A 21360-nucleotide genomic window follows, 5' to 3' on the forward strand; every position below is an offset into this window, starting at 1 on the left:
AAAACATGACAACAAAAAAACTAAGCCCTCATTTAGAAAATTCTTCACGCCGTGATTTCATTATTAAGGGCACCTTGCTAGGTGGTGGGCTTATGCTGGGAATAGGGGCATTGCCCGATGTAGCATTTGCTCAGGCTGGCGCTAAATACGACCCAAACACGCCGCTACAAGTCGGTGAAGCTGAGGTAAATGCCTGGGTCAGCATTAAGCCAGACGATACCGTCTATATCAGAATTGCCCGATCAGAGATGGGCCAGGGTACACGTACTGGTCTTGCCCAATTGGTTACTGAAGAGCTCGAGTGCGATTGGAAAAAAGTCAAAACACAGTCAGCTACTCCGGGCCAAAGTTTAGCGCGTAAGCGCGTTTGGGGTGAGCATGGTACAGGCGGTAGTCGAGGTATTCGGATTTCTGAAGACTATGTGCGTCGAGGCGCAGCAGCAGCGCGCATTATGCTCATGCAGGCAGCCGCCAATCAATGGAATGTACCTGTTTCAGAATTGACTGTAGACAAGGGTGTGATCACCCATACACAAACCGGACGTAAAACAACTTACGGCAAGGTGGCTGAGTTAGCTTCAACCTTAACTCCACCGGATCCGAAATCAATCACCTTGAGAGACCCAAGAAATTGGAAAGTGGCTGGACAACCATACGCACGTATAGATACCGCCAATAAGGTCAATGGCTCAAAAGTCTATGGCGTTGATTTACAGCTTCCAGGGATGCTTTGTGCTTCTGTAAAAGCTTGCCCAGTCTTTGGTGGCAAATTGGTGAGCTATGACGAAGGCAAGATCAAAGATATGCGTGGGGTGAAGGGCGTAGTCAAGATTGATGACAGCACCCTTGCAGTAGTAGCTGATACTTGGTGGCATGCAAACACCGCACTGAATGCGTTACCAATCGTTTGGGATGAGGGTAAGGCTGCTAGCGTCTCACAAGAGGGTATTAACAAAATGCTGCGGGATGGTCTAGATGAGCAGGGAGACTTCTGGCAGCGTAAAGAAGGTGATGCACCTGCTGCTATCAATAGTGCCTCTAAAAAAGTTGAAGCTATTTATTACACGCCTTATCGTGCGCACGTCACGATGGAGCCTATGAATGCTACCGTCAAAATCACAGGTGATCGCGCGGAGGCTTGGGTACCAACACAAAATGGTGAAGGCTCACACGCAGCTTTATCTGAGGCGACTGGATTTCCACTTGCGAATTGCGAAGTATATAAATTGGATTCTGGTTGCGGTCTAGGCCGTCGTGGTTCTACACAAGACTTCACTACTTTTGCAGCAAAAGTGGCGCAAAAATTTCCAGGTGTGCCCGTGAAAGTCATTTGGAGTCGTGAAGAGGACATGACTCACGACTACTACCATCCAATAGCCATGGCAAAGATGACTGCCGGTGTAGACGGCTCTGGTAATTTGACAGGTATGCATATCAAGGTTGCGGGCCAATCAATTAATGCCACCTTAGCACCACAGGCTATTAAAAATGGCAAAGATGAACGTCAACTCCAGGGCTTCTATGAGAATGGTCCGGATGCCCAACTAGGCTATACCTTCCCAACGCTCCTAACGGAGTATGTGATGAAGAATACCCATGTGCCTGTTGGCCCATGGCGTGGTGTGAATACCAATCAAAATGGTATCTTCATGGAATGCTTTATGGATGAGTGCGCTAAGGCAGCTGGCAAGGATCCAGTCAAATTTAGACAAGCGCTCATGCAAAGCCATCCAAAGCATTTGGGTGTTTTGAATGCTGCCGCCAAGAAAGCAGATTGGGATAAGCCATTGCCAGCAGGAACGTATCGAGGTGTTGCTCAGTTCATGGGTTATGCCAGTTACTCTGCATGCGTAGCGGAAGTCACTGTGGAAAACAACGTGGTGAAAGTTACACGCTTGGTATTTGCCTTAAATTCTGGGCATGTTGTTAATCCCTATTTAACGCGTGAGCAAATTGAAGGTTCAGTAGCAATGGCATTAGGAGCAATCTTCTTGCCAGAGATCTCTGTAGAAAACGGCCGTATCAAACAACAGAATTTGGATACCTATCCGCTTCTGAAGCTGTCTGCAACTCCAAGAATTGAAACAGTCTTAGTCCCGAGTTTTGATTTTTGGGGTGGGGTAGGTGAGCCCACAATCTGCGTAGTGGGCCCAGCAGTTGCAAATGCAATCTCTGCTGCAATCGGCAGACCGGTGCGGAACTTCCCATTGAGCAAGGAAGGTTTGAGCTTGGCCTAAGTTTTAACCCGATTGAAAGCGATTAACGACCCTATTCATTTTGAATGAACAGGGTCGTTTAATATGTCTTATGAAGTCTATTAAGGCAACGGTCTTTCTCTTGTCCCTCGCTCCCTTAGCCCGCTTAATTTGGCTGGGCGCTCATGAGGGCTTGGGTGCCAATCCCATTGAATTCATCACCCGCTCAACGGGCACTTGGGCGCTGGTCTTTCTATGCATTACGCTTGCGATGACCCCATTGCGCTTGATTACGCGTTTAACTGCTTGGATCAAGCTGCGTCGAATGTTGGGGCTGTTTTGCTACTTCTATGCCGCCATTCATTTTTCAATCTGGTTTTGGTTGGATCAAAACCTAGATATTCAATCGATGTGGAGTGATGTTATCAAGCGACCCTTTATTACAATGGGATTTTTGAGTTTGGTGCTACTGACACCCTTAGCATTAACATCGAATCAGTGGGCAGTGCGTCAGCTCGGTCGGCGTTGGGCTTTATTGCATAAGCTTATTTACATAATCGCGTGCACTGTAATAGTTCACTATTGGTGGCACAAAGCCGGCAAGAATGATTTAGGTACAGTCTCTATTTATGGAGCCGTTATTTTCCTATTGCTGATTTTCCGCATTCCTGTAATCAGAAATTTTCTCCAGAGTTATCGAAGTAAGTTGAATTAGAGTTCGACGGTATAGCGCACAATAAAGCGGCGTGTTTCGACAAAGCCATTCTTGATTTCCATGTCGCGTCCATATTGAAGACTGATTCGTCCAAATGGGTAATACGCCAATGCGCTTAATAAGAAGCGTTGAGTATTCATGACATTATTTTGATAAGTATTGCCAATCGTGGTGGCGCCACCTGCTACATAAAAGTATGAGGCGCCTAGGGTATAAGTCTGATTGATCTTGTAGATTGGACCAAGTTGTGTAGTCGTTAGTGGCTTTTGATTGAGGGAGGTATTATTTGCAGAGAAGCACGCTGCAGCGCACTGACTATTACCCCCGAACCACATTGTATCGACAGCAATCATGCCATCCAGATTTTCAACAATGGGTTGTTGATAGCCCATCTGAACATCAGATCGATAACGGTTCTCGCTCACGTTAAATACTTGCTGGCTGTTGTAGCTACCAGTTGGTGCTGTGAAATAACCCGCTACGCCAAAATATCGCCTTTTTTCTCTATCGGCATATGGCCAGAATGCCGTTGCTAAAGTGAGATCTCCAATGCCAGAGCTTGAAGGGTAGGAGGCTAATGATCCTTCAGGCTTAATGGAGCCGTAAGGTAGCTGAAGATAAGAGATTGCCGGTAAATCTTTTACTGCGTAACTAGTGCTAACGCGAAGAATAGCGCTTTGAGTGCCAATATCTGGACTGCCAAATGGTTTAGTAGAAACGACTGCTCCATTCTTATAAAAAGTACCACTCTCTGTATTGAGATAGCTGATCATCGCGTGGCTCTTGCCTGGTAGTGGCGCGACAATATCGTTGGGCTGCAAATCAACTGCGAATGCGGCCGACGGTAGAGTCCATAAAGTAAATGCGATGAAACGACGTAAATTCATGCAAGTATTGTAATTAATATAAAAGGAAGTGGCATTGCGTACTAACCTACAATAGGCCTTATGAAAACATTCTTTTCAAAATTAAGTCCACTTCTCATATTGGTGGGTATTTCGGCTTGCACGCAAGCCCCTCCCCAGCCCCCTGGATCGACAACATATTCCCCGTATTCCCCTCAGCAGATCAAGGAGTTCAACAGTCAGACTATTTCCCCGGTTGAGGGACCATTTGGTCCAGTGGACCCAAGGGCAGAAGATCTTCGTATATCCAAAGCGCGCGCATCGGATTCAAAATTTTATAATCAACCACAGGGTGAAGAAGAGGCAGAGGCAATAGAGACTCAATCTGCCGACCCTTATCAAGCCACGAAACCTATTATTACATTCTAGGCGGGTGTTTAACCGATCCTTAGTTCTGGAATAGATCCCAGTTGTAGTAATGCTTGCGCTTCTTCTGGTGTGGCATTAAGCCATGCGTCAAAGAGTTCAGGGCGCAGTGGAACTACCGTACGTTTTTCATCCTCAGGTTTATGCATGCGTTGCATTACTGGATGATCGTTGGCATTGATGGTGAGCATAGAAAAAGAAACAATGAGTTCACCGGTTTCAGGTTCGGTCCAGGTATCCCATATTGATGCAATCGCCATAGGTTCTTGATTGGCTTGTTTGATAGCGGTACGTACTGCTTTGCCTGACTCATAACAAGGCTCATAAAAAGCATCAGCTAAAGCGAGGGCGTAATGCCGACTTTTCCAGGCGTGCTTATAAGAAGGTTTCTTGGCAACTGTCTCTACTCTGGCGTTATACGTTTTTCTGCCAAAGGTTTCCTCTTTGGCCCAAGATGGCAATAATCCAAAGCGAGCCAAACCAATGGCGGTACGTTCAGTATTGTGACTTTTGAGAACAATAGGCCCTGGGTAGGTCGGAAAGACATCATGGACATTGGATGCTGGTAAATCTAGATCAAAATGGGTTTTAACCCAATCAGGATTGACGGTAGTGAGGTATTGAACACACATGGCTAAATTTTACTGCTGGTTATCACTGTTTAGCCTTACCCTGCTGGTAACATTGAGGCTAAATTTTAGAAAGATACCTTCCTTATGAAACCTTTTGCTTCTGTATTCAATCCAATGGTGGTTCGCTTTATTGCTGCTGGCTTATTGGCGGGTGCGCTTGTAGGCGGCGCCTATGCGCAACAAAGTGGTTTACCAATTAATGCTGCAGCATCAGTTAATGGCGTCATCATTACTAATGACATGGTAGAGCAGGGTATTAAGGTTGCCATCTCTCAAGGGCAAAAAGATTCTCCAGAACTGCGCAAAGTAGTTATTGAAAAGTTCATTGAAGTGTTATTACTTTCACAGCAGGCCGAGAAAGATGGCTTGGCTAATTCTGAAAAAGCGAACACTCAACTCATGATGATTCGTCAAAACTATTTGGCAGACCTTGAGTTGTCTACTTATATGGCTAAAAACCCAATCACCGATGCAGATATTCAGGCTGAATACAACAAAGAGATTGCATCTTTGGGGCCGCAGGGCATGATTACAGAATATAAGGTGAGTGATATTGCAGTTGCTAGTGAGGCTGATGCTCAAGCAGCTTTAGCCCGCATCAAGAAAGGTGAGCCGTTTGATAAAGTTGCCAAGAGCGTATCTTTGGCTCCAAATAAGGTTCAGGGTGGCGCTGTTGGATGGGTTCAGGCTGCACAGGTAGGCCCTCAATTAGCCTCAGCATTGACTTCACTATCTAAGGGCCAAGTTACAGCCCCAATCCAGATGCAGCAAGGCTGGTACCTAATGAAGCTGGAAGATAAAAAATCGAGCAAGCCACCATCATTCGAACAAGCAAAGGCTGCCATTCGTGCTGGCATGACCCAAAGAAAACAATATGAGTTCGTAGGTCAAATTGCAAAAGATGCAAAGATTGTGGTTCAGTAAACAGTAACAGCAAAACTACGCATTAGAAAAAAAGGACTCCTTGGAGTCCTTTTTAGTTGCGCTCTAAAGTAATAAAGCTAAAAGTGATATCACCTTCGGAACCGGGGGTGCGCTCAATCTCTTTCCAAGAGGCTGCATTAGGCACCTCAAAGAAAGTATCGCCGCCTTCAATATCTAAATCGATTTCGGTGATGTAGAGACGATCCGCTTTTTCAAAGGCTTGCTTAAATAGTTGTTCGCCACCGATAACAAAAACACTTGGGAACTCGCTTAAGCTCTTCAATGCTTCATCTAAAGATCCTACCAATTCACCGCCTTTAGCCTCATAGCCTGGATTACGGCTTACTACGATATTGCGACGTCCAGGCAAGGGGCGCCCAATGGATTCCCAGGTCTTGCGACCCATGATGACGGGGAATCCCATGGTGACGCGCTTGAAAAACTGTAAATCAGCCGAAATTTTCCAGGGCATTTGGTTATCGCGACCGATAACGTGATTGCGCGAGCGCGCAACAATCATGGAAATAGCAGGTTGTGTCATAAGGGCTGAGATTCTTAAATAGCTACAGGAGCTTTAATGTGGGGGTGAGACTCGTAACCAACGATTTCGAAGTCTTCAAACTCGTAATCAAATATTGAATCCGGTTTGCGCAAAATATTGAGCTTTGGCAGTGGGAAAAAATCGCGCGACAACTGAAGCTCTACTTGTTCAAGATGATTGCTATATAAATGGCAGTCACCGCCAGTCCAAATAAAGTCGCCCACTTCTAAATTGCATTGTTGCGCCATCATATGCGTTAATAACGCATAGCTTGCAATATTGAATGGGACACCCAAGAAAATATCCGCGCTGCGTTGATAGAGTTGGCATGACAACTTGCCATCAGCAACGTAAAACTGGAAGAAGGCATGGCAAGGCGCTAAAGCCATGCGTGGAATATCTGCTACGTTCCATGCGGAAACAATGATGCGACGAGAGTCGGGATTCTTCTTGATGGTCTCGACTACTTCCGAGATTTGGTCGATGTGCTGACCATTGGGAGCGGGCCATGAGCGCCACTGATAGCCATAGATCGGCCCTAAATCACCATCTGGTGCAGCCCATTCATTCCAAATGGATACACCGCGCTCTTTAAGCCAGTTATTGTTGGTGCTCCCTTTGAGGAACCAGAGAAGTTCGTAAATAATCGACTTGAGATGCAGCTTTTTTGTAGTCACCATCGGAAAACCATCTGCCAAGTTAAAGCGCATCTGATGTCCAAATACGGATACCGTGCCAGTTCCAGTCCTATCGGACTTTTGAACTCCCTTGGCGAGGACTTCTTTCATGAGATCGTGATATTGATGCATATATATTGGCTAAAGGTGGTTATGTATTAACGAATTAGAGATAGCTTACTCGAATGTGGGCGACTTCACTCCCAAGACCTTGTGCAGCTTGGGGGAGGTAGTTGTATATTGCAGTTGAATCTGCTTTTCAGGGCTTAAGTACTCTGCGGCTGCAAAGGCGGCGAGGGCGGCCTCATGAAATCCAGACAAGATGAGTTTTTTCTTGCCTGGATAAACATTGATGTCACCAACTGCATAAATTCCGGAGATGCTAGTTTGGAATTTAGCGGTATCAACACAAATTTGTTTGCGATCGATATTCAGACCCCATTCGGCAATTGGCCCTAGCTTAGGGGAGAGTCCATAAAACACTAAAAGGTCATCCAAAGGAATTAGTTTGGATTGACCATCAATATTGGTGAAGACTATATCGCTCATTTGTTCATCTTTTACCTCGTAACCGGTAACTTGTCCGATCAGAAGTTCCATTTGATGATTAGTGCAAAGTTCGCGCATTCTGGCAATAGACTTTGGCGCTGCTTTGAATTCATCGCGACGATGAATCAAGGTAACGCTAGCTGCAATTTCAGAAAAATGAATCGCCCAATCCAGGGCTGCATCACCGCCACCGCAAATCACAATTCTTTTATTGGCAAATTGCTCTGGATTTTTTACATGGTAAAAGACTTGTTTGTTGACGAACGCATCAATGCCTTCAAGGTTGATAGTGCGCGGCTGAAATGCCCCAACACCACCAGCAATAAAGACGGCTCTACTTAAAAAGTGATTGTCTTGTGAGGTGCTAATCAGAAAGCGGCCATCGGCTTGTGACTCAAGCCTGCTAACCTCTTGACCAAGATGAAATTGAGCGCCAAAAGGCTCAATTTGCTTTAATAAGTTATTGGTGAGTTCACGCCCAGTACATACTGGGATCGCAGGAATATCGTAGATAGGTTTATCTGGATAAAGCTCAATGCATTGCCCGCCAACCTCTGGGAGTGAGTCGATCACATGCGCTTTGATTTCTAATAAGCCTAATTCAAAAATCTGAAAGAGGCCCACAGGACCGGCGCCAATAATTACGGCATCGGTTTCTATGGGTGAGTGCGACACAAATTTACTTAGCTAGAAATTACTTTACTAGCTGATCGAGTTTATTTTTAACGTCTTTCCACTCTTCAGCATCTGGAAGCGCTTCTTTAGACTTGGTAATTGAAGTCCATGAGGGGGATAGATCGGCATTCAATTTAATGAACGCTTGTTGGTCACCAGGTACGTCGTCTTCAGCATAAATTGCATTTACTGGGCACTCGGGTACGCAAACCGCACAGTCAATACACTCGTCTGGATCGATCACTAAAAAATTGGGGCCTTCGCGAAAGCAGTCAACTGGGCAAACATCAACGCAGTCGGTGTATTTGCAACGGATACAGGCTTCGGTAACAACGTAAGTCATGGTGGTTTTGTTTCATGAGCCCCAAAAAACCGGGTGCTTAGTTATAAAAGTTCAATTTTAGCCGAAATAGCCTATTTTTCAGGCAAAACCCTCTATTTACTTAAGGTAAAGTTCCCACTATGAATACACAGTCTAATACCCGGCTAGGGATGCAAAAACCCAGAATTTTGGTGGCGAGAGCCATTTTTCCAGAGGCTTTAGTCAAACTGGAGGAATCCTTTGATGTTCGATCCAATCAAGAGGATCGGATTTTTAGCCCCGAAGAGTTGCAAAAAGAACTCTCTGGCGTTGTAGGGGCCTTAGTTGCAGGGAGCGAAAGAATCGATGCCAATGCCTTAGCTCATGCCAAGGATTTGAAGGTAGTAGCCAATATCTCTGTTGGATACAACAATTTTGATGTGCCCACAATCACTGCTGCCGGTGTGATGGCAACCAATACGCCAGATGTTTTGACGGATACAACAGCGGACTTTGGCTTTGCCTTGCTCATGGCTACAGCAAGACGGATTACTGAATCTGAACATTGGGTGCGTGCGGGCCATTGGGATAAATGGTCGATTGTGAATAATCCCCTTGGGATGGATTTGCATCACAGCACTGTAGGCATTATTGGCATGGGACGTATCGGGCAAGGCATTGCTAAACGTGCTTTAGGTTTTGGTATGAGTGTGATTTATCACAACAGAAGTCGCTTATCTGATGCTGATGAAAAAGCGTGCGGTGCAAAGTATGTTTCTAAAGAAGAATTACTACGCACAGCTGATCATGTTGTCTTAGTGCTACCGTATAGTGCTGAGAGTCATCATACGATTGGCGCCAAAGAAATTGCCCTCATGAAACCGACGGCAACCCTGATAAACATTGCCCGCGGCGGCATTGTGGATGATGCAGCACTAGCGCAAGCTCTCAAAGATAAAAAGATCTTTGCTGCTGGCTTAGATGTCTTTGAGGGTGAGCCTAAGGTGCATCCTGAATTATTGAAATTGAGTAACGTAGTGCTTGCCCCGCACATTGCTAGCGCCACAGAAAAAACACGCAGAGCAATGGTAGATTTAGCAGTAGATAATTTACGTGCAGCACTTGATGGCAAAAAACCACCTAGTCTTATTAACGTAGAAGTTTATAAGGGTTAGTGGGTTACTGAATTCATTAAGCAATAAAAAATAAAGCCGAGGAATACTCGGCTTTATTACGTGGGGTAATACTGCGAACCAATAACGATTACTGATTTATCTATTCAGTATCAATTTCTTCTGGAAGTTCGCGTAAGGCTAACTCAATACCACCGAATTTACCTGCAACCCAGTTATACACTTTGCAGGCAATCCACAGCAATCCAAAGCCGAGTAGAGCATTGAGAACAAGCGCCGACAAAACTGTAAATCCGGGGATGGCGCCATCACGAATGAAGGCTACAAATAGCGCCAATAAAACGATCGGAAAGGAGAAGCAGAGGTAAACCAAAACTAAGGTTTTGGCGGTATGCATTGGGTCGAGAAAGACGAGTTCTTTTTTGCTAAGTTTCATGATGACGCAATCTTAAAGCAGTCCATCAAAAAGTGCTATATCTACCCAATCCCCTGCAGCAACATTTCCTTGTTCGTGACCCAGGATGACAAAGCAATTGGCCTCACTCATTGAGCGCAAAATTCCCGCGCCTTGGCTTCCAGTGAGTCTGACCGTTGGTTTGCCATCAGGTCTGCGTCCCAAGATAGCGCGTTGAAATTCTGTGCGACCTGGCTTTTTCCGGATAGGTGCTGCGGCAATAGCCTGGGTAAGAGGCGGTTCAGTTTGGTTGGCGCCATTCAGCTGCAGAAGGGCTGCTCGGACAAATTGGTAAAAAGTCACCATGACTGCCACTGGGTTTCCTGGTAAACCAAAGAAAAGGGTTTTGCGATTGGATGACTTTCCGGCAACAGGCTTAAGAACTCCAAAGGCCATGGGGCGACCTGGACGCATGGCAATTTTCCAAAAGCCGACATCGCCTAACTCTTGCATGATCTGTTTTGTGAAATCCGCTTCACCAACAGATACACCTCCAGAAGAAATTAATACATCCGCCTTATTTGCTGCTTCAATAAATGCCTGCTTCAACGAGGTGGGATTATCGCGCACAATGCCGCAGTCAATGATGTCCAGATTTAAGCGATTCAGTAAACCAGTCAGGCTATAGCGATTACTGTCATAAATGCTACCTGCATCCAAAGTTTGGCCTAACGCACGCAACTCATCGCCTGAGGACAGAATAGCAACCTTGAGCTTGCGTTTGACGGGTAATAAGGCAATACCAAGTGAAGCAGCTAAACCGAGATCAGAGGGGCGCAGTAAACGACCAGCCGCTATTGCGGGTCTGCTATTTTGTAGATCTTCGCCACGTAAACGTCTATTCTCACCAGGCTTTAATTGGTCCTGCTTGAATGCAATGGTGAATTCATCTTTTGCAGTTGTAAATTCTTGCGGGATAACGGTATCGCAGCCAGCAGGCATCAGTGCGCCAGTCATGATTTTGAGGCATTCTCCTGCACCAACACTGCCTTCATAAGGTTTGCCAGCGAGCGCAGTACCGGTAACTCGTAATTCAATTGTTGCGCTCTTGGTATTGAGACATTCGCCGTTAAATGCAAAGCCATCCATTGCAGAATTGTCTGCAGCTGGGACATCGATTGGTGAAAGTAGATCTGCTGCCAGAATTCGATTGATCGCCTGATCTAGCGCAACAGTTTCAAAATCAGCAGGATCATTGACAGCAGTCGCTTCTGCAATGAGATCATTCACTAATACAGCAATTGCCTTACGCGCATCATCCACGTGAAGCGATGAGGTCAATAGAATGGGTTGATTTGGGGAATGACTCATGCTGATACTTCTTCTAAAGATTTTAATTCTTCAGGAGTGTTTACATTGGCGAAAGCTTGCGGGTCTTCAAAAATCACAGTGCTGCTGCGTAACTCTTTAAACCAGCGATCAATTTTGAGGTCACCCTTCAGTAAAAAATTAGTGAGAGAGTCTTGCATGTTAGTGCGCATTAAGCAAAACACCGGTTGCGCCCATACCTTGCCATCGGCTTCTCTGCTGGAGGCATAAACCAATTCAAAATCACCTCGCTCCATCTCCGCGCCCAATACTTCAGCAAGATTATTGGGCAGTAAAGGCGAGTCACATGGTGAGGTAAGGAGGTAAGGAGTTTTACATGCCTTTAGGCCTACAGAGAATCCAGCTAAGGGACCTGAAAAATCTGGCGTCTCATCCATGATGACGGGGTATCCATAGCCCGCATACTTTGTAATGTTGCGGTTGGCATTAATGATGATGGTTTGTGTCTGGGTCTTTAGCTTGGCAATTGCCGATTCAATCAGGGGCTTGTTATGAAAAGGAATTAAGCCTTTATCGATGCCACCCATACGCTGGGCGCGACCGCCAGCAAGTATTAGTCCAGTAATGTCTTTAGTCAAAATCATTAGCCACCAATATAGGACATTTCAACCTTGCGATTGCCGGAAGAAAGGTTGGCGGTATGAGAGCCGCGAATTTCTGAATAGTGATCATCGCGGATTGACCAAGTATTCATGACGGCATTGGCAATTTCTAAATCACTTTTCCCTGAACGCAACAAAGTTTTGAAATCAAAACCTTCATTTGCAAAAAGGCAGAGATACATTTGCCCATCAGTCGATATACGTGCTCTAGAGCATTCGTGACAGAAGGTTTGGGTAACGCTGGAGATCACGCCAATCTCACCTGAGCCATCGACATAACGCCAGCGCTGGGCAACTTCGCCAGCATAGTTAGCCTCAACTGGCTCCAGTGGACATACTTCATTAATGCGGGCAATGACTTCTTTGGAAGGTAGGACTTGCTCCATATTCCAGCCATTCGAACTGCCGACATCCATAAATTCAATAAAACGAAGAATGATGCCGCTACCTTTGAAGTGTTTGGCCATCGAAACAATCTCATGATCGTTGGTGCCTTTTTTAACCACCATATTGACTTTAATATTCTCAAAGCCAACCTCTTGCGCTGCTTTAATTCCATCGAGCACATCGACTACTGGGAAGTCGACATCATTCATTTTTTTAAAGATAGCGTCGTCTAGGCCATCAAGGCTGACTGTTAAGCGATTCAGGCCAGCGGCTTTTAATGCAGAAGCTTTTTTCCGTAAGATGCTGCCGTTGGTAGTTAGCGTGAGGTCTAGTGGTTTGCCTGCAGCCGTCTTAATTTTTGCCAACATCTCAATCAGCACTTCTAAGTTCTTGCGCAGCAAAGGCTCGCCACCAGTGAGTCTAATTTTTTCAACGCCTAATGTAGCGAAGATTGAAGTGAGACGAGTAATTTCTTCAAAGCTCAATAATTCTTTGTGAGCCAAGTAAGGATAGTTTTGGTCGAATACTTCCTTAGGCATGCAATAGTTGCAGCGGAAGTTGCAGCGATCCGTTACGGAGATGCGAAGATCTCTTAGAGTGCGTCCGCGGGTATCTTTGGTATGACCATGAGGCGTAGTTAGCTGCGCGCCAATAGAAGGCGACAGGCCTTTGCCTTCGTCAATACGGATGGGGATTACCTTAGACACTATAGGGATTGCTTTTTCAACCATGATCGCAATTATGGCTGTGAAACGGGGTTTCTGCCAAACCGCCAAATATCCTTTTGAGATAAATGGCGGTCTGGAGAAAAAGCTTAAATAAGTGTTAAACCGTTTTTTCTTGGCCGCCGGTTTCAACTAAAACCATTGGACCATCATGAAGGCTAGCGGCCGGTTTAGGTGCTCTACCCAATTTATGGGTAATAGGCTCTGCCTGAATTTGGCTTTGCGCTTCAGCATGCTTTGAAGAGTCGGTAGCGACCCAGATCATGCCGGCTGATTGCACAACGCTATGCAAAGGGGTTTCCTCAAGCGCCTGGAAGGCAACCTTAGGAAGCTCTGGTGCAGGCTTAGCAATCACTTCTAACTTCGGGGCCGCTACAGCAACAGGTGCTGGAGTGGTTGAAGATGCAGAAGTTGATGCAGGAGCAGAATTTTGCGCAGGGCGATTTGATTGACGTGGAGGGCGTGGAGTACGTGGAGCATGCTCTTGCTTTTCTTGTTTCTCTGCAACAGGCTTTGCATTGCCAAAACTATTGACGATGTTCTGAATTGGCATTGAAGAAGATGCGCCACCCATTCCAACTGGAGGGCCTGCAAATGGACTTGCAGACACTGCAGTTGCTGGTGCATTGGTTGATGTACCAGCTGCGTCATTGCCGCCTTCGGTACGCTCGCCACGTTGACCACGACCACGACGGTTGCGACCACGACCACGACCACGCTCTTCACCATCCGCTGCTGGAGTAGCTTCACTACCAGGAGCTGCTTCAGTTGCAGGTGTTACTGCTGCCGGGTTAGCTTGGCGCTCTGGTTTAGGGCCGTTTTGATTGCCCTGATTGCGATTGCCGTTACGGTTGTTGCGGCTGCGATTATTGCCATTAGCTTCTGCTGGAGTTCCTTCAGCTGCAGCTGCTGCTGGGCGCTCGGTGCGCTCAGTACGCTCACCACGACGGTTGCGGCCACGATTGCGGTCGTTGCTGCCACCGTTGCGGCCTTGATTGCGTCCACGGGGATTGCTTGGCGCAGGCTTCTCTTCAACTGCTGGTGCTGAACCAAAGAGGCTCTTAATAAACCCAAAGAAACCACCAGTACTTTCTACTTTCGCAACTTTTTCAGTGCGTGCAGGGCGTGGTTGGCTAATTGGCGCCGGTTGTGTTGGCGTAATTCCTTTAACCGCTGCCTCTGGACGTACTTTTACGTCAGCATCTTTTTTGCTAACTGTTGTGTCTGTTTCAAGTTCACGAGCAGCCTCTTCGGCCATCACGTAGCTAGCTTTTTGGTCATCAAGACGGGGGTCGTCATGACGCAAGCGCTCTAGTTTGTAATGTGGAGTTTCTAAATGCTTGTTTGGAACCATCAAGACATTTACTTTGAAGCGAGTTTCAATCTTAATCACTTCAGCACGTTTTTCATTCAAAAGGAATGCAGCCACTTCGACCGGTACCTGAGTATGAATCGCCGCTGTGTTTTCCTTCATTGCCTCTTCTTGGATGATGCGCAGAACTTGCAATGCAGAAGATTCGGTGTCACGAATGTGGCCTGTGCCGTTACAACGTGGGCAGGTTACATGACTACCTTCAGATAATGCAGGGCGTAAGCGCTGACGAGACATTTCCATCAAGCCAAACTTAGAGATCTTGCCCATCTGAACACGAGCGCGGTCATGACGCAGAGCGTCACGTAAGCGATTCTCAACATCTTTTTGCGCTTTGCTCGATTCCATATCAATGAAGTCGATCACAATCAAGCCACCCAAGTCACGTAAACGTGCTTGACGGGCGATTTCATCAGCGGCTTCTAAGTTAGTACGAGTAGCCGTCTCTTCAATATCAGAGCCACGGGTTGCACGTGCTGAGTTGACGTCTACAGAAACCAAAGCTTCAGTGTGGTCGATCACGATTGCGCCGCCAGATGGCAATGGCACAGTACGTGAGTAAGCAGTTTCGATTTGATGCTCAATTTGGAAACGAGAGAACAAAGGCACATCGTCTTGATAGCGCTTTACTCTTGGCAAATTGTCGGGCATCACTACGGACATAAATGCTGCAGCTTGTTCGTAGATGTCATCGGTATCAATGAGAATCTCGCCAATATCAGGCTGGAAGTAATCACGGATCGCGCGAATCACTAAGCTGGACTCAAGGTAAATCAGTAAAGGAGCAGAGTTGCCTTTAGCAGCTTCATCAATCGCTTTCCATAACTGCATGAGGTAACTTAAGTCCCACTGCAATTCAGTAGCATCACGACCAATACCAGCGGTACGAGCAATGATGCTCATGCCATCTGCTACTTCTAATTGAGACATGGCTTCGCGGAGCTCTTGACGGTCTTCACCTTCAATACGGCGGGAAATGCCGCCTCCACGTGGGTTATTTGGCATCAAAACCAAATAACGGCCTGCCAAGGAGATAAAGGATGTGAGGGCAGCGCCTTTTTGGCCGCGCTCTTCTTTTTCTACTTGAACAATGATTTCTTGACCTTCACGCAAAGCATCCTTGATGGAAGCATTGCGAACGTCTGTACCCTCTTTAAAGTAGCTACGGGCAACTTCCTTAAATGGCAAGAAGCCATGACGCTCTTCGCCGTAATTGACAAAGCAGGCCTCGAGGGAAGGTTCAATACGGGTAATGACACCTTTGTAGATATTGCCTTTGCGTTGTTCACGACCGGCAGCTTCGATATCGATATCAATGAGTTTTTGACCATCAACGATGGCAACTCGCAACTCTTCTTGTTGAGTTGCATTAAACAACATGCGTTTCATAACACTCTCCTATGGGGGAGGGCGTCGTTGCGCGCTGCGTTAGGGGACAAGTTAGATACCGCTAGGGACTAAGCCCAAGGCGGTATATGAGTGTGGATCATGCAAATCTAAGCATTTTTTGCCTAGTTCACCCAGTTAACGGTTGGTTAAATCGGTGCCACACTTGACGATCGCCGCAGAGACCTCCTTTAGGTCATCAATGCAGGCGCGCGCCTGAAAACTGTCTTCTAATCGCGGGTCGCGGCATACGGCACACCAACCCTGCGCCTCATTACAACGGGGGAGGGGCAACCCCGAGAGTCTTTTAAAGGGCGACTCCAAGCTCCACGATTCAAACCTGACTTCAGGTCAGTCTCGGGCCAATAAATTGGCTAGAGCGTTGATTATACGGCACAAGTTGCGTGACAATGGGGTATTGTTGAGTCCCTTGTCATCCCTCGCCGGGGTCGCAAGAGAGATAAATCATGAAATCCGAACCTATTTCTATGCCTTTGCAGGTAAAAACGCCCAATACTTCAGCCCCTGCTGCAGTGCATCTTCAGACCATTGGTCCGGAAGAGGCTGGCCAACGCTTGGATAACTACTTGTTACGCTGGGCCAAAGGGGTTCCTAAGAGCCACGTTTACCGAATCATTCGGTCTGGCGAAGTCCGGGTAAATAAAAAGCGGGCAGAGCCAACCACACGCCTCATCGAGGGTGATGTGGTGCGCCTTCCCCCAGTCCGAATTGCCGAGCCCGCCCAAATGGCAGCAGTTAATTCCGCTCAAACCAAATCCCGAGCTCACGGCTATTCAGACAAGATGCCTATTCTTTTTGAGGATGAAGCACTCTTAATCGTAAATAAGCCAGCAGGTTTGGCTGTCCATGGTGGATCAGGTATTGCTCTTGGGGTAATTGAAGCTTTGCGCATTACTCGTCCCGAACTCAAGTTTCTGGAGTTAGTACATCGCCTGGACCGAGATACCTCAGGAGTTTTGCTTTTGGCTAAAAAGCGTAGCGCTTTGGTGGAGTTGCATCGTCAAATCCGTGAAGGTCAAACCGATAAGCGCTATTTCTTGCTTGCACATGGTGAAATTATCCAGGGCGCGCAAACTATGCAGCTTAAATATCCGCTGCATAAGTATCTTCTTCCGAATGGTGAACGTCGTGTGAAAGTGGATCCAGATGGGTTACCAAGTCATACTGCATTAAGAGTAATCAAAACACTTAAGCGTGAAGATGTCACTATTACCTTGGCTGAAGCGCAACTGAAGACGGGGCGCACTCATCAGATTCGAGTGCATTTACTAAAGTTGGGTCACGCAATTTTGGGCGACGATAAGTATGGCTTTGAAGATTTGGATAAGCAGATTAAATCCAAACGCTTATATCTACACGCTCATCTGGCTGGCTTTACCCATCCACGCACTGGTGAAAAGATGCGGATTGAGTCGCCAATGCCGCCAGAATTTACCGCCATGATGAAAAACTTTGAACATTAAAAAGAAGAATGCCGCAAACAAATAAATCAAATCGACCATACGACATGATTGTTTGGGATTGGGATGGAACCATCCTGGATTCCACGCCAACCATCGTGCATTGCATTCAGCAAGCATGCCGTGATTTAGGCTTTAAAGCGCCGGACGATACTCTGGCGAGCTCGGTCATTGGCTTGGGGATTCAGGATTCATTGCGTAGGGCGGTACCTTGGGTTGAGCCAATTCATTTTCAAAAACTCACCGAGCGCTTTCGTTATCACTACTTAGCCAAAGATCATGAACTCGATTTATTTGTCGGGATAAGAGAGCTCTTGCAAGAACTACATGATCAACAATTTTTATTAGGTGTTGCTACAGGTAAATCTCGCGTGGGCTTGGATCGTTCACTCAAGCATCATCAAATTGGCCATCTCTTTCATGAGACTCGTACGGCAGATGAGTCTTTCTCCAAGCCGCATCCCGGTATGTTGCTGGAGTTATCGGATGTGACCCAAGTGCCAACTCGCCGCATGCTCATGATTGGCGATACAACACACGATTTAGATATGGCCGCAAATGCTGGTGTGGATGCAGTAGCGGTAACTTATGGTGCCCATCCCCCGAGCACCCTGAAGGAGTCGCCATCATTGGTCCATGTGGATGATGTTGCGCAACTTTCGCAATGGCTTAAGAGTAATTTGTAATCTGATTAGTAACGCTAAGGAATTGATAGATGGAAAATAATCCAAACTCCAATTGGGAGCGCCAAGCTCTTGAGCATCTTCTCTTGGAGAATTTGAAAGAGACTCGCAAAGCGCGTCGCTGGAAAGCCATATTACGCGTACTTACCCTGCTGGTATTGGTAGGCGCTCTGTTATCGATATTTGATTTTCATTTGCCAGGTAAAGGCATGGGAGTTGAAAAACATACTGCCTTGGTAACTCTCGAGGGAGAAATTTCTTCAAGCTCGATGGCTAATGCGATGGATATCAATTCTTCTTTGCTCTCTGCATTTGAGAATGAGAATAGTGCTGGCGTTGTATTGCGCATCAACAGCCCTGGAGGATCTCCTGTGCAGGCTGGCATGATTAATGATGAGATTCATCGCTTGCGTACGCTCTATCCAAAAAAACCCTTCTATGTCGTAGTAGAAGATATTTGTGCCTCAGGCGGTTACTACGTTGCGGTGGCTGCGGATCAAATCTTGGTTGATAAAGCCAGCTTAGTGGGATCCATTGGCGTGATCATGGAAGGCTTTGGTTTTACGGGCTTAATGGATAAGCTAGGGGTTACGCGTCGCATGATTACCTCAGGCTCTAACAAGGGCATGATGGATCCGTTCAGCAAAGAAAACCCAAAGCAAGTAGAAATGGTCAAGACCATGATCGATGAGATACATCAGCAATTTATTGCTGTGGTGAAAGAGGGTCGTGGCGATCGCTTAAAAGATGTGCCGGATTTATTTTCTGGGCGTATCTGGAATGGCGAGCAAGCCGTCAAGATTGGTTTGGCTGATGGTTATGGAACGGTTGACACTGTCGCGCGCGATATCTTTAAGGCACCCGATATTCTGGATTACACCATGAAGGAAAACTTTGCCGAGCGGGTCGCTAAGCGCTTTGGTGCAGAGGCTGGTGCTGCTGCTGGTAAAGCTTTAGTGAAGACGCCTGATCTCAAGTAAATAAAAAACAAAACTAGAGCGGTAACAAATTTAGGCCAATAGTAGAAATACTGTTGGCCTATTTTGTAATGGGGCACAAGCAGATTCATTCGGGTAACGTTTGCGCCAATCCCCAATCGAAAGGGTAGCAATCATTTCTGACGGCAGACTAAGGTCTACTCCAAGACACAACAGGCTTTGCGGTGCTAGCGAATTCATGCAGGCCATGAGCATGGCGGTATTGCGATAGGGTGTCTCAATCCAAATTTGAGTCTGTTGTAATTTTCTGGACTCTACCTCTAACTGTTTTAGTCTTACCGTACGCTCATGAGTGTCATGAGGAAGGTAGCCCTGAAATGCAAAGCGTTGACCATTCAGTCCACTTGCCATCAAGCCCAGCAAAATGGAGCTGGGGCCAACCAGCGGCTTTACTTTGGCGCCTAGCTTATGTGCTGCTAATACCAACTCTGCACCAGGATCCGCAACTCCGGGTACACCTGCCTCAGACATTAAGCCCATATCATTTCCAGCAAGCAAAGGCTTAAGTAAATCAGCGGGTTTCACGGCATCGCCGTATTTGGCATTACGCGCTGCGCCACGCCATTCGCCCATCTGCATTTCTTGAATGGTGCATGCTAATGGCGAAACAGAATCGATGGCTTTTAATAGTGCCCGCGCCGTCTTGGCATCTTCAACAATCCAGTGTTTTAACTTGGCTGTTTGCTTAATCGTTTCTGATGGAAGCACCCAAGGTAATTGCTCAACACGAGCATCATCACCCAAAGTATTGGGAACTAAATATAGAGTGCCGAGTTTGCTCATGGAGAACTTTTTTTATTTTTTATTGCTTAGTTTTTAATGGGATTGCAAACCCGGCATCACGTAGTAAGCCAGTTAATGCAATCAGCGGTAAACCAATTAAAGCTGTTGGGTCATCACTCTTGATTGACTCTAGTAGACTGATGCCAAGCCCTTCTGACTTAGCGCTGCCGGCACAATCATAAGGCTCTTCAGCAAGTAGATAAGCCTCTAGCACGCTATCTGGAAGTTTGCGAAAAGCTACTTCAGTCGGAATGCAAACAGTCGTTTGGATTTCGCCCTTCATCAAACACAGCGCTGTTTGAAAAGTCACTATTTGACCGCGCATGAGTTGTAGCTGAGCTAATGCTCTTTCAAAATTTCCAGGTTTACCAATCGCTGCGCCACACAAATCGGCAACTTGATCGGAGCCAATCACCCAGGCATCTGGAAACTGTTTGGCAACCGCAGCTGCTTTTGCATGTGCAAGTCGCAGGGCTAAATCAAGAGTACTTTCACCGGTGAGTGGCGTCTCATCTACTTTTGGTGAAACGACTTCAAAAGGAATGCGTAGACGCTCCAAAAGCTCGCGGCGATATTTGGATGTAGACCCCAGGATAAGGGTTGGATTTTGAAAACTACTCATCGTGTTCTGTGCTTTCTTCTGTGCTTACTGCCGCGGCTTCATTTAGACTGATGCCATGAATCGTAATCAAGTTTTACCTCAAGTCGAGCTATCTGCGGAGCCTAGTGCCTTAAAGAGGGTGGATTTTTGTGCACCCCAGTCTTACAGGGGTGCTGGTTTTTTAAGTATTTCAGATATGCCAAGGCTGGCCGAAGAGGCTTCAATCATCAATTCTGGTGATGGCTTTGATTGGGTTGTTCAGACTCATTTTGAAGACTCGCCGGGAAGTGAGCCCCACCAAATTCTGGAATTGGGTCTAAAAGGCCGCCTACACCTGGTCTGCCAGCGTTGTTTGCAGGATTGCGCAGTAGATTTGGACGAAAAGCGTCGATTTATTCTGGTTTTGACAGATTCTGAAGCTGATGAGTACCCTGTTGAGGATGAGGAACAGGAACCCCTGGTTGTAAATCAGCATTTCAACCTCCTGGAGACCATTGAGGATGAGGTTTTACTGTCATTGCCCTTGATTCCAAAGCATCCAGATGGGTTTTGTGAGCCCCATGCCTCCACCTTTGGGGAGGGGAGTGAGAAAGAGACGTCAAATGAGCGTGAAAATCCCTTTAACATATTGAAAAATATGAAGAAAAACTGAATTGAGGGGTCTTGTATCAGGTGTTGTTTTGAGTATCATTTGTCAATAAATCAAGCATTTAGACGCTTTTCCATGTTAGAATATCGCCTTGCTTAGGAGTTCAATATGGCCGTTCAACAAAACAAAAAATCACCTTCCAAACGTGGCATGCATCGTGCGCACGACTTCTTGACCGCACCTGCTACGGCTGTTGAAGCCACAACTGGTGAGGCTCATTTGCGCCACCACATCTCACCTAACGGCTACTATCGTGGCCGTAAAGTTGTTAAAACTAAAAACGACTAATTTTTTAGT

General features: G+C 46.5%; 23 protein-coding genes. 10 read left to right on the forward strand and 13 right to left on the reverse strand.

The features are described from left to right. Positions 1–5 precede the first annotated feature (5 nt). Together ICN48_RS00080 and ICN48_RS00085 are read left to right on the forward strand one after the other, a co-directional pair. Positions 6–2237 carry a xanthine dehydrogenase family protein molybdopterin-binding subunit gene (locus ICN48_RS00080; RefSeq protein WP_216151739.1) on the forward strand — a complete coding sequence of 744 codons (2232 nt, stop codon included), beginning with the start codon at positions 6–8 and terminating at the stop codon, positions 2235–2237. Positions 2238–2307: 70 nt separating this feature from the next. Beyond that, positions 2308–2910, forward strand: a complete 603-nt coding sequence (locus ICN48_RS00085) for a sulfite oxidase heme-binding subunit YedZ (RefSeq protein ID WP_216151740.1) — start codon at positions 2308–2310, stop codon at positions 2908–2910. On the opposite strand, the gene ICN48_RS00090 is transcribed toward ICN48_RS00085, so the two are convergent. Beyond that, on the reverse strand, positions 2907–3797 hold the full coding sequence (locus tag ICN48_RS00090) for a transporter (RefSeq protein ID WP_216151741.1): 891 nt from the start codon (positions 3795–3797) through the stop codon (positions 2907–2909). The two genes, ICN48_RS00085 and ICN48_RS00090, sit on opposite strands and share 4 nt — an antisense overlap. A gap of 60 nt (positions 3798–3857) precedes the next feature. Between ICN48_RS00090 and ICN48_RS00095 the strand changes: the two genes are divergently transcribed. Beyond that, positions 3858–4184, forward strand: a complete 327-nt coding sequence (locus ICN48_RS00095) for a hypothetical protein (protein WP_255539390.1) — start codon at positions 3858–3860, stop codon at positions 4182–4184. 8 nt (positions 4185–4192) lie between these two features. Here the strand turns inward: ICN48_RS00095 and ICN48_RS00100 are convergent, their stop codons facing one another. Further along, a complete protein-coding gene (locus ICN48_RS00100) occupies positions 4193–4813 on the reverse strand; it encodes an SOS response-associated peptidase (RefSeq protein WP_216151742.1) in 621 nt (206 codons plus the stop codon). 84 nt (positions 4814–4897) lie between these two features. Here ICN48_RS00100 and ICN48_RS00105 point away from each other — a divergent pair, with 84 nt between their 5' ends. Next, positions 4898–5737 (forward strand): peptidyl-prolyl cis-trans isomerase, encoded by an 840-nt coding sequence (locus ICN48_RS00105; protein ID WP_255539391.1) that lies wholly within the window; start codon positions 4898–4900, stop codon positions 5735–5737. Positions 5738–5789: 52 nt separating this feature from the next. On the opposite strand, the gene ICN48_RS00110 is transcribed toward ICN48_RS00105, so the two are convergent. From ICN48_RS00110 to fdxA, 4 genes are read right to left on the reverse strand one after another with little or no spacing between them, the layout of a single operon-like run. After that, on the reverse strand, positions 5790–6278 hold the full coding sequence (locus tag ICN48_RS00110) for a dihydrofolate reductase (protein WP_216151743.1): 489 nt from the start codon (positions 6276–6278) through the stop codon (positions 5790–5792). 14 nt (positions 6279–6292) lie between these two features. Continuing rightward, entirely contained in the window at positions 6293–7087 is a 795-nt protein-coding gene (locus ICN48_RS00115) for a thymidylate synthase (protein ID WP_215348509.1), read from the reverse strand. Positions 7088–7132: 45 nt separating this feature from the next. Continuing rightward, positions 7133–8179 (reverse strand): FAD-dependent oxidoreductase, encoded by a 1047-nt coding sequence (locus ICN48_RS00120; RefSeq protein ID WP_216151744.1) that lies wholly within the window; start codon positions 8177–8179, stop codon positions 7133–7135. Between the two features lie 19 nt (positions 8180–8198). Then, positions 8199–8522, reverse strand: coding sequence for a ferredoxin FdxA (gene fdxA, locus ICN48_RS00125; protein ID WP_215392159.1), 324 nt, complete (start codon positions 8520–8522; stop codon positions 8199–8201). A gap of 149 nt (positions 8523–8671) precedes the next feature. Here fdxA and ICN48_RS00130 point away from each other — a divergent pair, with 149 nt between their 5' ends. Next, on the forward strand, positions 8672–9655 hold the full coding sequence (locus ICN48_RS00130) for a D-glycerate dehydrogenase (protein ID WP_216152053.1): 984 nt from the start codon (positions 8672–8674) through the stop codon (positions 9653–9655). Positions 9656–9755: 100 nt separating this feature from the next. On the opposite strand, the gene ICN48_RS00135 is transcribed toward ICN48_RS00130, so the two are convergent. The 5 genes from ICN48_RS00135 to ICN48_RS00155 all read right to left on the reverse strand — a co-directional run bounded on the left by ICN48_RS00135 (position 9756) and on the right by ICN48_RS00155 (position 15871). Beyond that, complete coding sequence (locus ICN48_RS00135) at positions 9756–10049, reverse strand: hypothetical protein (protein ID WP_216151745.1); 294 nt, start codon at positions 10047–10049, stop codon at positions 9756–9758. A gap of 12 nt (positions 10050–10061) precedes the next feature. Beyond that, complete coding sequence (glp, locus tag ICN48_RS00140) at positions 10062–11378, reverse strand: gephyrin-like molybdotransferase Glp (protein WP_216151746.1); 1317 nt, start codon at positions 11376–11378, stop codon at positions 10062–10064. Continuing rightward, the gene (mobA, locus tag ICN48_RS00145; protein ID WP_216151747.1) at positions 11375–11980 is read right to left on the reverse strand and encodes a molybdenum cofactor guanylyltransferase MobA; all 606 of its coding nucleotides are present in this window, start codon (positions 11978–11980) and stop codon (positions 11375–11377) included. Before mobA ends, glp begins: the two co-directional genes overlap by 4 nt. Further along, a complete protein-coding gene (gene moaA, locus ICN48_RS00150) occupies positions 11980–13116 on the reverse strand; it encodes a GTP 3',8-cyclase MoaA (RefSeq protein WP_216151748.1) in 1137 nt (378 codons plus the stop codon). Before moaA ends, mobA begins: the two co-directional genes overlap by 1 nt. Positions 13117–13210: 94 nt before the next feature. Then, positions 13211–15871 carry an Rne/Rng family ribonuclease gene (locus tag ICN48_RS00155; RefSeq protein ID WP_216151749.1) on the reverse strand — a complete coding sequence of 887 codons (2661 nt, stop codon included), beginning with the start codon at positions 15869–15871 and terminating at the stop codon, positions 13211–13213. A 464-nt stretch (positions 15872–16335) separates the two neighbouring features. On the opposite strand from ICN48_RS00155, the gene ICN48_RS00160 reads away from it, so the two are divergent. From ICN48_RS00160 to sppA, 3 genes are read left to right on the forward strand one after another with little or no spacing between them, the layout of a single operon-like run. Then, on the forward strand, positions 16336–17352 hold the full coding sequence (locus tag ICN48_RS00160) for an RluA family pseudouridine synthase (RefSeq protein WP_216151750.1): 1017 nt from the start codon (positions 16336–16338) through the stop codon (positions 17350–17352). An 8-nt stretch (positions 17353–17360) separates the two neighbouring features. Beyond that, the gene (locus ICN48_RS00165) at positions 17361–18035 is read left to right on the forward strand and encodes an HAD-IA family hydrolase (protein ID WP_216151751.1); all 675 of its coding nucleotides are present in this window, start codon (positions 17361–17363) and stop codon (positions 18033–18035) included. Between the two features lie 29 nt (positions 18036–18064). Further along, positions 18065–19012, forward strand: a complete 948-nt coding sequence (gene sppA / locus ICN48_RS00170) for a signal peptide peptidase SppA (RefSeq protein WP_216151752.1) — start codon at positions 18065–18067, stop codon at positions 19010–19012. A 30-nt stretch (positions 19013–19042) separates the two neighbouring features. Here sppA and ICN48_RS00175 read toward each other — a convergent pair whose 3' ends face one another. Both ICN48_RS00175 and ICN48_RS00180 read right to left on the reverse strand, forming a co-directional pair. Further along, entirely contained in the window at positions 19043–19813 is a 771-nt protein-coding gene (locus tag ICN48_RS00175; protein ID WP_216151753.1) for an SAM-dependent methyltransferase, read from the reverse strand. 19 nt (positions 19814–19832) lie between these two features. Continuing rightward, positions 19833–20435, reverse strand: a complete 603-nt coding sequence (locus ICN48_RS00180; protein WP_216151754.1) for a Maf family nucleotide pyrophosphatase — start codon at positions 20433–20435, stop codon at positions 19833–19835. A gap of 55 nt (positions 20436–20490) precedes the next feature. Here ICN48_RS00180 and ICN48_RS00185 point away from each other — a divergent pair, with 55 nt between their 5' ends. Together ICN48_RS00185 and rpmF are read left to right on the forward strand one after the other, a co-directional pair. Further along, a complete protein-coding gene (locus tag ICN48_RS00185) occupies positions 20491–21066 on the forward strand; it encodes a YceD family protein (protein WP_216151755.1) in 576 nt (191 codons plus the stop codon). 105 nt (positions 21067–21171) lie between these two features. Next, the gene (rpmF, locus tag ICN48_RS00190) at positions 21172–21351 is read left to right on the forward strand and encodes a 50S ribosomal protein L32 (protein WP_011902241.1); all 180 of its coding nucleotides are present in this window, start codon (positions 21172–21174) and stop codon (positions 21349–21351) included. Positions 21352–21360 lie beyond the last annotated feature (9 nt).

Source organism: Polynucleobacter sp. JS-Safj-400b-B2, assembly GCF_018881975.1.
Taxonomy (GTDB): domain Bacteria; phylum Pseudomonadota; class Gammaproteobacteria; order Burkholderiales; family Burkholderiaceae; genus Polynucleobacter.